The sequence below is a fragment of the Buttiauxella sp. A111 genome, assembly GCF_014189855.1.
In the GTDB taxonomy this organism is placed as follows: Bacteria; Pseudomonadota; Gammaproteobacteria; order Enterobacterales; family Enterobacteriaceae; genus Buttiauxella; species Buttiauxella selenatireducens.
This window is the reverse complement of the sequence record NZ_BJFN01000008.1, coordinates 44,080-59,538: the sequence shown is the minus strand read 5'-3', so window position 1 is coordinate 59,538 and position 15,459 is coordinate 44,080. Positions and strand designations below refer to the sequence as shown.

17 protein-coding genes are annotated in these 15,459 nt (G+C 49.8%); 8 read left to right on the top strand and 9 right to left on the bottom strand.

What is annotated here, in order from left to right; translation table 11 throughout:
* Nucleotides 1-30 precede the first annotated feature (30 nt).
* Complete coding sequence (gene cysE / locus BSPA111_RS20115) at nt 31-852, top strand: serine O-acetyltransferase (protein WP_183272909.1); 822 nt, start codon at nt 31-33, stop codon at nt 850-852.
* Here cysE and trmL read toward each other — a convergent pair.
* The 3 genes from trmL to cpxR form a co-directional block, all read right to left on the bottom strand.
* Nucleotides 849-1,322, bottom strand: coding sequence for a tRNA (uridine(34)/cytosine(34)/5-carboxymethylaminomethyluridine(34)-2'-O)-methyltransferase TrmL (gene trmL, locus BSPA111_RS20110; protein ID WP_120064389.1), 474 nt, complete (start codon nt 1,320-1,322; stop codon nt 849-851). The genes cysE and trmL overlap by 4 nt on opposite strands.
* A gap of 89 nt (nt 1,323-1,411) precedes the next feature.
* On the bottom strand, nt 1,412-2,782 hold the full coding sequence (gene cpxA / locus BSPA111_RS20105; RefSeq protein WP_183272908.1) for an envelope stress sensor histidine kinase CpxA: 1,371 nt from the start codon (nt 2,780-2,782) through the stop codon (nt 1,412-1,414).
* Nucleotides 2,779-3,477: an envelope stress response regulator transcription factor CpxR gene (cpxR, locus tag BSPA111_RS20100; RefSeq protein WP_034461436.1), complete on the bottom strand. Its 699-nt coding sequence runs from the start codon at nt 3,475-3,477 to the stop codon at nt 2,779-2,781. Before cpxR ends, cpxA begins: the two co-directional genes overlap by 4 nt.
* Nucleotides 3,478-3,627: 150 nt before the next feature.
* Here cpxR and cpxP point away from each other — a divergent pair, with 150 nt between their 5' ends.
* The 5 genes from cpxP (at nt 3,628) to BSPA111_RS20075 (ending at nt 8,296) form a co-directional block, all read left to right on the top strand.
* On the top strand, nt 3,628-4,125 hold the full coding sequence (gene cpxP, locus BSPA111_RS20095) for a cell-envelope stress modulator CpxP (protein WP_183272907.1): 498 nt from the start codon (nt 3,628-3,630) through the stop codon (nt 4,123-4,125).
* Between the two features lie 124 nt (nt 4,126-4,249).
* Nucleotides 4,250-5,152 (top strand): CDF family cation-efflux transporter FieF, encoded by a 903-nt coding sequence (fieF, locus tag BSPA111_RS20090; RefSeq protein ID WP_183272906.1) that lies wholly within the window; start codon nt 4,250-4,252, stop codon nt 5,150-5,152.
* 183 nt (nt 5,153-5,335) lie between these two features.
* Nucleotides 5,336-6,298, top strand: a complete 963-nt coding sequence (pfkA, locus tag BSPA111_RS20085) for a 6-phosphofructokinase (RefSeq protein ID WP_183272905.1) — start codon at nt 5,336-5,338, stop codon at nt 6,296-6,298.
* 152 nt (nt 6,299-6,450) lie between these two features.
* Complete coding sequence (locus BSPA111_RS20080; protein ID WP_183272904.1) at nt 6,451-7,440, top strand: sulfate ABC transporter substrate-binding protein; 990 nt, start codon at nt 6,451-6,453, stop codon at nt 7,438-7,440.
* A 94-nt stretch (nt 7,441-7,534) separates the two neighbouring features.
* A complete protein-coding gene (locus BSPA111_RS20075; RefSeq protein ID WP_183272903.1) occupies nt 7,535-8,296 on the top strand; it encodes a CDP-diacylglycerol diphosphatase in 762 nt (253 codons plus the stop codon).
* 68 nt (nt 8,297-8,364) lie between these two features.
* Here BSPA111_RS20075 and tpiA read toward each other — a convergent pair whose 3' ends face one another.
* Entirely contained in the window at nt 8,365-9,132 is a 768-nt protein-coding gene (gene tpiA / locus BSPA111_RS20070; RefSeq protein WP_034461430.1) for a triose-phosphate isomerase, read from the bottom strand.
* Nucleotides 9,133-9,242: 110 nt separating this feature from the next.
* Nucleotides 9,243-9,842 carry a YiiQ family protein gene (locus BSPA111_RS20065; RefSeq protein WP_183272902.1) on the bottom strand — a complete coding sequence of 200 codons (600 nt, stop codon included), beginning with the start codon at nt 9,840-9,842 and terminating at the stop codon, nt 9,243-9,245.
* Nucleotides 9,843-9,956: 114 nt separating this feature from the next.
* Here BSPA111_RS20065 and BSPA111_RS20060 point away from each other — a divergent pair, with 114 nt between their 5' ends.
* A complete protein-coding gene (locus BSPA111_RS20060; protein WP_183272901.1) occupies nt 9,957-10,376 on the top strand; it encodes a DUF805 domain-containing protein in 420 nt (139 codons plus the stop codon).
* A gap of 16 nt (nt 10,377-10,392) precedes the next feature.
* Here the strand turns inward: BSPA111_RS20060 and fpr are convergent, their stop codons facing one another.
* The 4 genes from fpr to BSPA111_RS20040 form a co-directional block, all read right to left on the bottom strand.
* Complete coding sequence (gene fpr, locus BSPA111_RS20055; protein WP_183272900.1) at nt 10,393-11,139, bottom strand: ferredoxin--NADP(+) reductase; 747 nt, start codon at nt 11,137-11,139, stop codon at nt 10,393-10,395.
* Between the two features lie 101 nt (nt 11,140-11,240).
* Nucleotides 11,241-12,251 (bottom strand): class II fructose-bisphosphatase, encoded by a 1,011-nt coding sequence (glpX, locus tag BSPA111_RS20050; protein ID WP_183272899.1) that lies wholly within the window; start codon nt 12,249-12,251, stop codon nt 11,241-11,243.
* A gap of 97 nt (nt 12,252-12,348) precedes the next feature.
* Nucleotides 12,349-13,863: a glycerol kinase GlpK gene (gene glpK, locus BSPA111_RS20045; protein WP_183272898.1), complete on the bottom strand. Its 1,515-nt coding sequence runs from the start codon at nt 13,861-13,863 to the stop codon at nt 12,349-12,351.
* Between the two features lie 21 nt (nt 13,864-13,884).
* Nucleotides 13,885-14,736 carry an MIP/aquaporin family protein gene (locus tag BSPA111_RS20040; protein WP_183272897.1) on the bottom strand — a complete coding sequence of 284 codons (852 nt, stop codon included), beginning with the start codon at nt 14,734-14,736 and terminating at the stop codon, nt 13,885-13,887.
* A gap of 444 nt (nt 14,737-15,180) precedes the next feature.
* Here BSPA111_RS20040 and zapB point away from each other — a divergent pair, with 444 nt between their 5' ends.
* Nucleotides 15,181-15,420: a septal ring assembly protein ZapB gene (zapB, locus tag BSPA111_RS20035; RefSeq protein WP_034461423.1), complete on the top strand. Its 240-nt coding sequence runs from the start codon at nt 15,181-15,183 to the stop codon at nt 15,418-15,420.
* Nucleotides 15,421-15,459 lie beyond the last annotated feature (39 nt).

Genomic DNA, 15,459 nt, shown 5'->3' with positions numbered 1-15,459 from the left:
CGGGCGCTGTTTTTCTGTCTGGAGAGAGCAATGTCGTCTGAAGAACTGGATCTGGTGTGGAACAACATTAAAGCCGAAGCAAGAGCGCTTGCCGATTGTGAACCGATGTTGGCCAGTTTTTACCACGCAACTCTCCTCAAGCACGAAAATCTCGGTAGTGCATTGAGCTATATGCTCGCCAATAAGTTAGCTTCCCCGATTATGCCCGCTATCGCAATTCGTGAGGTTGTCGAAGAAGCATACGCGGCAGAACCACAAATGATTGCCTCAGCCGCTTGTGATATTCAGGCTGTGCGTACCCGTGACCCGGCTGTTGATAAATATTCCACTCCGCTGTTATACCTGAAAGGCTTTCATGCCTTGCAGTCCTACCGTATCGGCCATTGGCTGTGGAAAGAGGGGCGTCGAGCGTTAGCGATTTTCCTGCAAAACCAGGTTTCCGTATCATTCCAGGTGGATATTCATCCGGCAGCCCAAATTGGCTGCGGGATCATGCTCGACCACGCGACCGGCATTGTGATCGGTGAAACGGCCATTGTCGAAAACGATGTGTCAATTTTGCAGTCGGTCACTTTGGGCGGTACAGGTAAAACCAGCGGCGATCGCCATCCAAAAATTCGTGAAGGCGTGATGATTGGTGCCGGGGCTAAAATCCTTGGCAATATTGAAGTAGGGCGCGGGGCGAAGATTGGCGCAGGTTCCGTGGTGTTACAACCTGTGCCACCTCATACCACGGCAGCAGGCGTTCCTGCTCGAATTGTTGGCAAGCCTGAAAGCGATAAGCCTGCCATCGATATGGATCAGCACTTTAACGGCGCCAGCAATGGCTTCGAGTACGGCGACGGAATCTAACTTCTCAAAACGGCGCCAGGATAACCAAGCTGACGCCAGGCTTCATACACCACTACCGATACTGCGTTTGATAAATTCATGCTGCGGCTGTCCGGCATCATTGGGATGCGGATTTTTTGTTCAGCGGGCAATGCATCAAGAATAGTTGCAGGCAGGCCACGTGTTTCCGGGCCAAACACCAGATAATCGCCATCCTGATAACTTACCGCGCTATGGGCTGGGGTGCCTTTGGTTGTTAATGCAAACAGGCGCTGCGGATTTTCTGCTTCCAGAAAGGCGTCATAGTCTTTATGGCGATTCACAGCGGCAAACTCGTGATAATCCAGCCCGGCGCGGCGCAGACGCTTATCATCCCAGCCAAAGCCTGTTGGTTCAATGATGTGTAACCGGAAGCCAGTGTTGGCGCATAGACGGATGATATTCCCGGTATTCGGTGGGATTTCAGGTTCAAACAAAACGATATTTAGCATACTGCCCCCATAAGACTTGGCGCGCAGAATATCAATTTATTACCAGAAGGAAAACAGGCCCCGAAGGACCTGTTCTTTACGCTGAAGAATTAACGATGGTAGAGCGGTAACCACAGTATCAGGCGCAATCCACCCAGAGGACTGTCGTCGGCTTTCACCCAACCACGATGTTGCTGAACGGCAGTTTCTACAATCGCTAACCCCAAACCCGTACCGCCAGATTCACGATCGCGCGCTTCGTCTGTACGGTAGAAAGGACGGAATATTTGTTCACGATCGGACGGGCTAACGCCTGGGCCATCATCATCTACGGTGATAGTAATACCTTGATTATCAACGGAGAAGTTAACCGCAATTTTCGTGTGTGAATAGCGTAATGCGTTGCGAACAATATTTTCCAGCGCACTTTCCAGCGAGTTGGGATTGCCGTACATCAACCATGGGCCTGGCGGGTAGGTCACTTCCAGCGATTTACCCATCTGCTCTGCTTCAAAGGCTGCGTTATCCAGCACTTCGGACCAGATTTGATTGGCTTTCATGGTCTCGCTCGCCAGCGCATTTTTTTGCTGATTACGGGACATCACCAGCAGGTCGTTGATCATCCCATCCAGACGCTGAGCTTCCGTTTCGATACGCTCCAGTTCTTTGCTTTCACCGGTTTTGCGTCGCAATAACGCGGTGCCTAATTGCAAGCGGGTCAGTGGGGTACGCAATTCGTGAGAGATATCGGACAACAGTCTTTGTTGAGTTGTCATCATCCTTTCCAGCGCGGTAATCATCTGGTTAAAACTGGCACCGGCAGCCAGAAACTCCTGGGGCCCGGATTCGAGTTCAGGATGTTGACGTAAATTACCCTGAGCCACTTCATCGGCGGCATTTTTCAACTTACGTGCAGGTTTTGCCAGACTCCATGCCAGCCACAGCAGCAGCGGCGAACTGACCAGCATCGTGACAATAAGCAGCAATAAAGGTCTATCAAACAGCAGGTTAATAAAATCAGATTGGGAGTTACTTGCAGGGCGAATTAGGTAGAGTTGGTAGTTATCTTCACCATCACGTACCGAAAATGGCCCGACTAATTCCACGCGGCCATACTTTTTCTTTTGCGGATGATCGGCGTTATCAGACTGGCCGATAAAGTTACGAATAATCTGCATTTCATTGCGCTGGGCGCCAATAACTCGCCCTTCGCTGGTCACGAGTAACAAACGTTGTCCGGGTGGTGCCCATTTATCAATGGCCCGGAACAAGCGACGCCACCACATCAGGTCGTTCGGTGGATCGTTTTCAAGTTCCGCTTCGACATGCTGTTCAATCATGATGCCTTGACGTTGCTCATTCTCCATCAGCTCGGTCATTTGACGCGAATCCAGTTTCGGCAGCATCAGTACAAGCATCAGCACTAACGCCAGCGTCAACCAGAAGATGGCAAAAATACGCGCGGTAAGGCTACTTATCATGAAGCAGACACCATCAGGTAGCCGCGGCCACGTAATGTTTTAAACCACGGATGCCCATCTTTGCGATCCGGTAACTTACGACGCAAGTTGGAAATATGCATGTCGATAGCGCGGTCGAAAGGTGTCAGGCGTTTACCTAGAACTTCCTGGCTTAAGTGTTCGCGTGAAACGACCTGGCCCAGATGCTGTGCAAGCAAATAGAGCAGGGTGAATTCGGTGCCGGTTAAATCAAGCGCTTGTCCATCAAAGCTCGCTTCCTGACGACCAGGATTTAGGCTTAAACCGTCAACTTCGACCGTCGGAGAACCGCTGTCGCTGTTTTGCTGCTGCTCACTCCAGTGTGAACGACGCAAAATAGCGCGTATACGGGCCACCAGTTCACGATCGTTGAATGGTTTAGGCAGATAGTCATCTGCACCCAGTTCAAGGCCGAGAACGCGATCTAGCTCACTTCCTCGAGCTGTAAGCATAATGACAGGAGTCTGGTGTGACTGGCGCAACTCTTTTAACGTATCAATGCCGTTTTTCTTTGGCATCATCACGTCGAGCAATAAAAGGTCAATGGTGTCATCAAGAAGCTCCAACGCTTGCTCGCCGTCGTGGGCAACAATTACGTTAAAACCTTCCATGTCGAGCAGTTCCTTTAACAGGGAAGTAAGCTCTCGGTCATCATCAACTAGCAGAATTTTATTCATTGTTAAATTACCTCCGAGGCAGAAATTACGTCATCAAGGCGCGCTAATCTATGACTTTACGTTGTTTTACACCCCCTGACGCTAGTTTGCAGCGGGAATCGTAGACTGGCTCTCGTTGAATCGCAGCACAGATGATTTCAGGAGCAAGTGATGCGCAATGTTACCGCTGCCGTCATGGCCTCTACATTGACTCTGATAACCCTGTCCAGTCAGGCAAGCGACAACTGGTATCAAGGCGGTGAAGGCTTAGTTAAGCGTAATAACCTTCAGAGCCATATGTTCGAAGGGATAAACCTGACCGAACAACAGCGCCAACAAATGCGCGATCTAATGCAACGGGCACGGCATGATAGCCCACCCGTGAATGTAAGCGAAATGGAGACCATGCATAATCTGGTCATCGCTGAAAATTTTGATGAAACGGCAGTGCGTGTCCAGGCTGAAAAAATGGCACAAGAACAAGTGGCTCGCCAGGTTGAAATGGCGAAAGTACGCAATCAAATGTACCGCTTGTTAACGCCTGAGCAGCAGGCCGTTTTAAACGACAAACACCAACAGCGCATGGATCAATTTCGTGAACTGGCGGATCTGCAACAGATGTCTTCGTTGCAGGAACTGAGTAGTAGCAGTAAGCGTAGTAACCAGTAACAAACCCTGTTTTCCTTGCCATAGACACCATCCCTGTCTTCCCCGCCTACCAAGGCGGGTTTTTTTTGCCTGATGGTTCACATGAATCCGCTATACTAGCCAGCAATGATTTGCTGGAGCCCCTATGAATCAACAATATGGGATGCTGGTTAGCCGTGCTGCAATTGCCGCGACGGTAATGGCCTCACTGTTACTTTTGATAAAGATTTTCGCCTGGTGGAACACCGGTTCGGTCAGTATTCTGGCCGCATTGGTCGATTCGCTGGTGGACATTGCTGCGTCGCTGACTAACCTACTTGTCGTGCGTTACTCGCTGCAACCTGCAGATGAAGAACATACTTTTGGCCACGGCAAAGCTGAATCGCTGGCAGCACTGGCGCAAAGTATGTTTATTTCCGGTTCTGCGCTGTTCCTGTTTTTGACGGGCATTCAGCATTTAGCTGAACCGTCACCAATGAAACAGCCTGTAGTGGGGGTTGTGGTCACGGTCATTGCGTTAGTCAGCACGTTAATTCTGGTGACATTCCAACGCTGGGTGGTGCGGAAAACACAAAGCCAGGCGGTTCGAGCAGATATGCTTCATTATCAGTCTGATGTTATGATGAATGGAGCCATTCTGGTTGCGCTAGCGTTGTCCTGGCATGGCTGGCACCGCGCAGATTCGATATTTGCTTTAGGTATTGGTGTCTATATTTTGTATAGCGCGCTGCGTATGGGTTATGAAGCCGTGCAATCTCTTTTAGATCGCGCTTTACCCGATGACGAGCGACAGGTAATTATTGATATCATCAATTCATGGCCGGGTGTTAAAGGGGCGCATGATCTACGAACGCGGCAGTCAGGGCCGACCCGCTTTATTCAAGTTCATATCGAAATGGAAGACAACCTACCACTGGTTCAAGCACATGTTATTGCTGAACAAGTGGAGCAAGCTCTCTTGCGTCGTTTCCCTGGATCAGATGTGATTATTCACCAGGACCCCTGCTCGGTTGTGCCGACGCAGCAGCAAGGGCATTTTGAGCTTTAATTTTTCGTTGTAAAAGTCAGACAGAGTCGATGCTTTGTGAATAAAATACCGACATATGGCCTGACCTGAATCAATTCAGCAAGAAGCGGCTGTTATACTATTTGTAGCAGAGTCGAGCCACGGCATGCCGCAGGCCGTTTCCGGCAACAGGATTAATTTGCATTCAAAAGTTCAGAGGTAGTCATGATCAAAAAAATTGGTGTGTTGACGAGTGGTGGTGATGCTCCAGGCATGAACGCTGCAATTCGTGGTGTTGTCCGTGCAGCATTGAGCGAAGGTCTTGAAGTTGCGGGCGTATATGACGGCTATCTCGGTTTGTACGAAGACCGCATGGTAAATCTGGACCGCTATAGCGTGTCCGATATGATCAACCGTGGCGGTACTTTCCTGGGTTCAGCCCGCTTCCCGGAATTCCGTGATGAGAAAATTCGCGAAGTAGCTATCGAGAATTTAAAAAAACGTGGCATTGATGCGCTGGTGGTTATCGGTGGTGACGGTTCCTACATGGGTGCAAAACGTCTGACCGAAATGGGTTTCCCATGCATCGGCCTGCCAGGTACGATTGATAACGACATCAAAGGTACCGATTACACTATCGGTTTCTTCACAGCACTGGAAACAGTCGTTGAAGCTATCGACCGTCTACGCGACACTTCTTCTTCTCACCAACGTATTTCTATCGTTGAAGTGATGGGGCGTTACTGTGGCGATCTGACCCTGGCTGCGTCAATCGCAGGTGGTTGTGAGTTTGTCGTATTGCCGGAAGTCGAGTTCAAGCGCGAAGAGCTGGTTGAAGAAATCAAAGCCGGTATTGCGAAAGGAAAAAAACACGCCATTGTCGCGATTACTGAACACATCTGTGATATTCACGAACTTGCGCAGTTCATCGAGACTGAAACCAAACGTGAAACGCGTGCAACCGTACTGGGCCACATCCAGCGCGGTGGGGCTCCGGTTGCTTATGACCGCATTCTCGCTTCCCGTATGGGCGCGTACTCCATTGAACTGCTGTTGCAGGGCTATGGCGGTCGTTGCGTTGGTATTCAGAACGAAAAACTGGTTCACCATGACATTATCGACGCTATCGAAAACATGAAGCGTCCTTTCAAAGGTGACTGGTTGGATTGCGCGAAGAAGCTGTACTAATTCGCGGATTGTGAAAATTGAAGCCGGGGAAACCCGGCTTTTTGCTGTTTGTTATATGCTCAATAGTTATAGCCAATCTTTTTTTATTCTTTAATGAATGGTTAACTTTCTGGCACGCTGCTTTTATCAAATCCGATTAAAGAGAGCGAACGATGAATAAGTGGGGAGTTGGACTTACATTACTGTTGGCATCAACCAGCGTATTGGCTAAAGATATTCAGTTACTTAACGTCTCTTACGATCCCACTCGCGAACTTTATGACGAGTACAACAAGGCGTTCAGCGCTCACTGGAAACAGCAAACCGGCGATGACGTTGTGGTTCGTCAGTCTCACGGTGGTTCCGGTAAGCAAGCGACCTCTGTTATCAACGGTATTGAAGCTGATGTGGTGACTCTGGCACTGGCATACGATGTGGATGCTATTGCTGAGCGTGGCCGTATCGATAAAAACTGGATCAAACGTCTGCCGGATAACTCCGCACCTTACACCTCGACCATCGTGTTCCTGGTACGCAAAGGCAACCCAAAACAAATTCATGACTGGAACGATCTGATTAAACCGGGCGTTTCTGTTATCACCCCGAACCCAAAAAGCTCAGGTGGCGCGCGCTGGAACTATCTGGCAGCCTGGGGCTACGCTCTGCATCACAACAATAACGACCAGGCTAAAGCGCAGGATTTTGTGAAAGCGTTGTATAAAAACGTTGAAGTGCTGGATTCTGGGGCTCGTGGTTCAACCAGTACTTTTGTTGAGCGTGGAATTGGTGACGTGTTGATTGCCTGGGAAAACGAAGCGTTTCTGGCAACTAACGAACTGGGCAAAGACAAGTTTGAAATCGTAACGCCAAGTGAGTCGATTCTTGCTGAGCCTACTGTTTCAGTCGTAGATAAAGTGGCAGAGAAGAAAGGCACTCAGAAAGTTGCTGAAGAGTACCTGAAATACCTCTATTCACCGGAAGGGCAGGAAATTGTGGCGAAAAATTACTATCGTCCACGTAATGCCGAAGTGGCGAAGAAATATGAAAACGTCTTCCCAAAACTTAAATTGTTCACGATTGATGACGAGTTTGGCGGTTGGACGAAAGCGCAGAAAGAACACTTCTCGAATGGTGGTACCTTCGACCAAATTAGTCAGCGTTAAGAGTAATAACGGCCCTGAAAAGGGCCGTTTTGCTTTTGTGGCCCTTACGATTGCGTTACGCTGAGCAGCCCTCTTCATTGTTCCTGAGGTTTCAATGCTGCGCCGCCGACGCACAATTGTTCTCTTTATCCTCTTATTAATCGTGGCTGTTGTTGGTGGGTTAACCCTGCGGCAATACCTGCATCATCCTGACGCCTTGTGGCGTATCGTTAGCGAACAGTGTGTCCCTCATCAGCGTGATAATCAGAACCCTGAGCCTTGCGCCAAAGTGGATTTGCAGACGGGATATGTGCTGCTAAAAGATATCAATGGCCCGCTGCAATACCTGCTGCTACCGACTGAGAAAATGAACGGCATGGAAAGCCCGGAATTGTTGCAGTCTAAAACCGCTAATTTCTTATGGCTGGCGTGGCAACAGCGTAACGTTATGAGTGTGCGGCGGGGGGCTCATGTTTCTGACGATGTCATTTCACTGACTATTAACTCCGCGACAGGGCGCTCGCAGAATCAGCTTCATATCCATATTTCTTGTTTGCGGGCGGAAGTACGTGACCAGTTAAATCAGTATGCGAATGCAATACACGCCGACTGGGAGACTTTCCCGGTATCTCTGGCTGGAAATCAGTACATTGCCAGAAAGGTCACTACGACTGAGTTTTCACAACATAGCCCATTTATGATGTTGGCCTCTCAGGTTCCGCAGGCAAGGGAAAATATGGGGCGATACAGCCTGGCGATGGCACAACTGAAGGATGGGGAGTGGATAGTGTTGGCGACGGAGCGGAATTTACTGCGTTTCAACCTGGCGTCTGCTGAGCAACTGCAAGATCACGACTGTAGATTGTTGAATAAATAAAGGCCCTGCCAGAGCAGAGCCTTTATACCCCTTTGAATAATCAAAGGGTTATCTAGCTAAGCAGAAACTTACGCTTTTTTCGCTTCAGCTGCAGCTTTAACGATAACGGCAAATGCGTCAGCTTTCAGGGAAGCACCGCCAACCAGCGCGCCGTCGATATCCGGCTGAGCAAACAGCTCTGCTGCGTTTTTGTCGTTTACGGAACCGCCGTACTGGATGATGACTTGCTCAGCCACTTTCGCATCAGCTTTAGCAATGTGGTCACGAATGAATTTGTGAACAGCCTGAGCTTGAGCTGGAGTTGCTGATTTGCCAGTACCGATTGCCCATACTGGTTCGTAAGCGATAACAACGCCTTCGAATGCCGCAGCGCCCTGAGTTTTCAGAACGGCGTCGATTTGACGTGCGCAAACTTCTTCAGTTTTGCCAGCTTCGTTTTCTGCTTCGGTTTCACCGATGCAAAGAACGGGGATCAGGCCAACTTCTTTCAGAATTGCGAATTTTTTAGCGATCAGTTCATCAGACTCTGCGTGGTAAGTACGACGCTCGGAGTGACCGATGATGATGTATTTAGCACCTACATCTTTCAGCATTTCTGCAGAAACTTCACCAGTGAATGCGCCAGACAGGTTCAGGTCTACGTTCTGAGCACCAAGAATGATGTGGCTGCCAGATGCGGCGTGTTTAGCCAGATCCAGATACATAGTAGGAGGAGCGATAGCAACGCCACAGCCAGCAACGCCAGCCAGTTCTTTGCGTAAGCCAGCAATCAGCTCGTGTACCATGTGCTTGCTGCCGTTCAGTTTCCAGTTACCCATCACCAAAGGATGTCGCATCTTCATTCTCCACAAGGTCAAACTAATAAAAGAATCGCTGCCATTCAGGGCAGCATGGTCTGTGAAACAGTATAGAGACTCAACAGGCGAAAGGCTTTGCTTTTTGTCATTTATTCGCCGTTGTTAAGTGTTTCAGATAGCGTCAGCTTAATCGGTTCAACAGCGAAAGTGAGCCCCTTTTCACCGTTGTCTGCGACAACATAGCGGATAGCGCCATCGGTTTGTGCGTAATAACGTTTGTTCTTACCATTGCTGAGGAGTTTAGTGAGTTTTGCCACGCTTTGCGGCTTTGAAAGCGAGGGCGTAAATGTGCGGATCAGCGCTGCCATATACTCTGTCGCTTTTGCCCGCGCCGCTTTTTGCTCAGGTCCTTGAATCGGTAACCACGTTATCTGGATAGACTTTATTTTCAACGTGCCGCGCTCTAGCGCAGAAGATGTGTAGAGATTTTCGTTAATTTTACTGGCAGCACGTATCAAGTTTACTTCATCAGCATTGGCGTCAATGGCACGGAACTCATTGATGAGCAATGTCGGGTTTTCAGAGTTGAATTTTTCCCGAAACTGCGTGATGTTCATGTCGAATGTTGGGGCGCCTGCTAATAAATAGGGAGCGACTTGTAGCGTTGAGGTGGAATCTGAAGGCGGATCAGCCCAAACCACCGCGACGGGTAGTGTCAGTAAAGCCAGAGCTGCAACCAGATGTCTCATCGACAAATTCTCCTGTGAATTCTGCTTTCCGATTAAATCGGCATTCCGTTGGCTTGTCAAAACCCAGCATAGCCAGGGTACACTACGGCGCTAAACAATAAAATGGACCTTACCATGACCATACAGCAATGGCTGTTCTCTTTTAACGGACGTATAGGGCGCCGTGATTTCTGGATTTGGATTGGCGTTTGGTTAATCGCGCTGATCATTCTCTTCACCCTCGCGGGTGCTGAAATCATGCCATATTCTACCGCCGGTTTCTTTTTATCGGGTTCGTTGATACCGACTGCCGCCGTGATTGTGAAACGTCTGCATGACCGAAATAAGAAAGGCTGGTGGGCGCTGCTGTTTATTCCTGCGTGGCTGCTGCTTGCAGGTAATTGGGAAACTTTCGGTACGTTAGCGCAGTGGGGGCTTGGTCGTTTTATCCCGACGCTCATTTTTGTGATGATTATTATGGACCTGGGCGCATTTGTTGGCACCCAGGGTGAAAATCGCTTTGGAAAAGACACTAGCGAAGTGAAATACCGCTAACTCACCGCTTTTGATCTTACCAATAGTGTTCAGCAGTCATATGCCCCGGCCGGCGGCGAAGATGTTTGGTCATCTGCCGGGTCTCTTTGAGCAACTGCTGCGTATCTCGTACCATTTGCGGATTCCCGCACAACATCACATGGCTGGTTTCGATATTCATCGGCAGGCCAACCGCTGCTTCAAGCTCACCGCTTTCTATAAGTGCAGGCACACGCCCGGTTAATGACCCTGCAATAGATTCCCGGCTAACAACCGTCTGAATGCGTAATTTTCCTTCATATTGCTGCTGAAGTTTCTGCATCAACGGTAGATAACTCAAGTCCTGCGCATAGCGCACAGCATGCAGCAAAACGATATTTTCGAAGCGCTCGAGGCCTTTTCCTTCCTGTAAAATAGAAAGATACGGGCCGAGTGCTGTTCCCGTTGCCAGCATCCACAATGTCTGACAATCCGGGATTTCATCTAGCACGAAGAATCCAGCCGCTTCGCTCACCAACATAATTTCATCGCCAGGTTGCAGCGCGTGCAAGCGGGGGCTGAGTTTGCCTTCAGGTACCGTAACCAGATAGAACTCAAGGTTGGGATCACTCGGCGAATTGACGTAGGAATAGGCGCGCTGAACGCGTTCGCCATCAATTTCCAACCCAAGTTTGGTAAATTGACCCGCAGTGAAAGGGGCGACAGGCGCATGAACTGTGAGACTAAAAAGAGCGTCAGTCCAGTTTTGAACCTGAACAACTTTACCTTTAACCCATTCCGCCATGATGCACGCTCCCCTTTGTTGTGTTTTCCCTATCTTCACCAGAAAAGTGAGAGATTTCCAGCCGGTTAAAGCTGGAAAGCTCAATCAGACAAACGACGGGCTTACAGAATATGAGTCTGTACGTCCTGGTCTTTACGGTCGAGGTAGTGAATGGATTTGATGCGGCGTATGGTGCGTGATTTACCACGAATCAACAGCGTTTCAGTGGTCGCCATATTCCCTTTACGCGTGATCCCTTCCAGCAAATCGCCTTTGGTTATACCGGTGGCCGAGAAAATAACGTTGTCATTACGCGCCATATCATCGAGCTTCAACACCAGACCGGCTTCAATGCCCATTGCTGTACAACGAGCTATCTCTTGCTCACCGATACGACGGTTTTCTTCGTTGTCACCTTTCACGTGGTGGCGAGCCAACAGGCGGCCATGCATATCACCGTCCAGAGCGCGGATAACCGCTGCGGAAATAACGCCTTCAGGTGCGCCGCCAATACCGTACATCACATCGACTTCACTATCAGGCATGCAGGTCAAAATAGAAGCCGCAACATCACCATCAGGAATCGCAAATACGCGCACCCCGAGTTTTTGCATTTCAGCAATGACTTCATCGTGGCGAGGTTTAGCAAGAATAGTGACGGTGAGTTCGCTGAGCGGTTTATTGAGTGCTACGGCGATGTTATACAGGTTTTCAGCCAGCGGAAGATTCAGGTCGATGATGCCTTTAGCACCCGGACCCACAATCAGCTTTTCCATATACATGTCGGGAGCGTTCAGGAAGCTGCCCTTATCACCCACGGCTAAGACTGCCAGCGCGTTTGCCTGGCCCATGGCAGTCATACGGGTGCCTTCAATCGGGTCAACGGCGATATCTACCGCGTCGCCCTGGCCAGTACCGACTTTTTCGCCAATGTAGAGCATGGGCGCTTCGTCGATTTCTCCTTCGCCAATCACAATCTGGCCATCAATATTGACCTGATTGAGCACGATACGCATCGCGTTAACAGCGGCGCCATCCGCAATATTCTTATCGCCACGCCCTAACCATTTATAACCCGCCAGCGCTGCAGCTTCGGTTACACGGGAAAATTCAATCGCAAGTTCTCGTCTCATCGCACACTCATTTAGCAAGCCCAATTGCGACGGATTGTAGCACAGATTGATCCCCTCTCCTTTGAGGGAGAGGGGCAGGGTGAGGGGGAAATGAAGATTAGCTTTCTTCGTGATCTTCCCAGGCCAGCGCACGCTTAACGGCCTTTTTCCAGCCAGCATAACGGACGTTGCGCTCTGTGGTTTCAATACCCGGGCGGAACTCTTTCTCGATAACCGCTTTCTCGCTGACTTCATCCAGATTCTGCCAGAAGCCAACAGCCAGACCTGCCAGATAAGCTGCGCCTAAAGCAGTCACTTCGCGCACTTCAGGGCGCTCTACGCGGGTACCCAAAATGTCCGCCTGGAATTGCATCAGGAAGTTATTCGCCACTGCACCGCCATCAACACGTAAAGCGTGCAAACGAATGCCAGCGTCGGCCTGCATCGCTTCCAGAACATCACGGGTCTGGTAGGCGATGGATTCAAGCGTTGCGCGGATAATATGGTTTGCGTTCACACCGCGAGTCAGGCCGAAGATAGCGCCACGGGCATACGGGTCCCAGTACGGCGCGCCCAGGCCGGTAAAGGCTGGAACGACATACACGCCGTTGGTGTCTTTGACTTTAGTGGCAAAGTACTCAGAGTCTGTTGCATCGCTGATAAGTTTCATCTCATCGCGCAGCCACTGAATGGATGCGCCGCCCATGAATACCGCACCTTCCAGCGCATAATTCACTTCGCCACGCGGGCCACAGGCAATAGTGGTCAGCAAACCGTGAGTGGATTTAACCGCCTGCGTACCGGTGTTCATCAGCATAAAGCAGCCCGTACCGTAGGTATTTTTCGCCATCCCTTCTTTGACGCAAAGCTGGCCGAACAGTGCAGCCTGCTGGTCACCGGCGATCCCGGCGATAGGAATACGTGTACCGCCTTTGCCGCCGATATTGGTCTGGCCATACACTTCTGAGGATTTGCGTACTTCTGGCAGCATGGCGCGCGGAATATCCAGCGCTTCCAGCATGCGGTCATCCCAGTCGAGAGTGTGGATATTAAACAGCATGGTACGTGAGGCGTTGGTGTAATCGGTAACGTGCACACGCCCCTGAGTCATTTTCCAGATAAGCCAGGTATCAACCGTACCAAACAGCAGTTCGCCACGGCGAGCACGCTCACGCGAGCCTTCCACGTGGTCGAGGATCCACTTCACTTTAGTGCCAGAGAAGTACGGGTCAACCACCAGGCCAGTTGTTGATTTGATGTACTCTTCCAGGCCATCGCGCTTCAGCTGTTCGCAGATTTCTGCGGTGCGGCGGCATTGCCAGACGATGGCGTTGTAAATCGGTTTACCGGTTTCCTTTTCCCAGACAATCGCGGTTTCACGCTGGTTAGTGATGCCAATAGCGGCAATTTGGTCTGAGTTAATGTCCGCTTTCGCCAGGACTTCTACCAACGTGGAGCTTTGAGTTGCCCAAATCTCCATTGGGTCGTGTTCTACCCATCCTGCTTTTGGATAGATTTGCTGAAATTCGCGCTGTGAAACGCTGACGACGTTAGCATCGTGATCCAGGACGACGGCGCGAGAGCTGGTGGTACCTTGATCAAGTGCGACGATGTATTTTTTTTCGTGAGTCATAATTTTGTCCTGAAGTCAGTCTTACAAAGAAGCATTTTGCTGCGTGGATTGACTGGATTTTTCTTCCTCTTCCACACAAACATCACACGGTAAATGGCGACCAATAAGCTTACGGTAGCCAAACGCACCTAACGCAGCGCCGACTATCGGGCCAAATACCGGAACCAGGAAGTAAGGGATATCACGACCACCTGTAAAGGCGATGTCACCCCAACCTGCAAGCCAGGCGAAAAGTTTCGGGCCAAAGTCACGCGCAGGGTTCATGGCAAATCCGGTCAAAGGCCCCATTGATGCGCCGATTACTGCGATCAACAAACCAATCAACAGTGGAGCTAACGGGCCACGAGGGACGCCGTTGCCATCGTCCGTCAGCGCCAGGATAACGGCCATCAAAATGGCGGTAATCACCATCTCTACTGCGAACGCCTGTAGAAAATTAATGTGCGGATTAGGGTAGGTTGAGAAAATCCCCGCCAAATCCAGACTTTCTACGCTGCCACGCACCATGTGGTGCGTCTGCTCGTAATCAAGGAATAAATTGTAATACAGGCCATAAACCAAAGCTGCTGCGCAAAACGCACCTGCAACTTGCGACACAATAAATGGCACGACTTTGCGTTTATCGAAACAGGCAAACAACCATAATGCGATAGTCACAGCCGGATTAAGATGCGCGCCGGAAACCCCCGCGGTCATGTAGATAGCCATTGCCACCCCCAGACCCCAGATGACACTAATTTCCCACTGTCCAAAGCTGGCACCTGCCACTTTTAAGGCGGCTACACATCCTACACCGAAGAAAATCAACAACGCGGTACCCATGAACTCGGCGATGCACTGACCTTTCAAGGTTGATGGAGCTGTCTGACTCATAATAGGGTCCTGAAGGCAAAATTAATGATTATTGTTTGTTCGGGCATTCCCTGCCGCGCAGGTGCCATGTAGGCATAGTGTTAATTTATCGTTAACGAACATAAACGAGAAATATCGAGCTTTAAATTTGTGTGTTACGTCATAAAAATGAGCGATCTCGCGCCAACTTGTGCGCATTATCACCCAAAAAAGACAACGTAAACGCTCATAGAAGTAATCAATGGGTTAACAAAGAGTGATTTTTGGGGGCAGCATCATTCGGCATATGCTGAAAAACGTTATGTTACGCAAAGAGCGCTTGAACTCGCTGGACACGGGTACTCACGCTACTTACAATCGAGACACGCCGCGTGGAGCGCATATATTCATAAGGTGTCTTCGGGGAATATCCGGGACGGGGATTTAAACATCCATCAACGCCTTGCAATTCAGGAGAGATTCTAAATGTCATTTGAAGTGTTTGAGAAACTGGAAGCAAAAGTACAGCAGGCGATTGATACCATCACCCTGCTGCAAATGGAAATCGAAGAGCTGAAAGAGACCAACAACAATCTGTCTCAACAAGTTCAGCAGTCTCAGAGCAATCATGAAGAATTAGTACGCGAAAACAATTCTCTGAAAGAACAACAGCACGTTTGGCAGGATCGTCTGCACGCGTTATTAGGTAAAATGGAAGAAGTGTAAGACCAGAGCTTCAAAAAGAACGGGCGCCCTTGGGCGCCC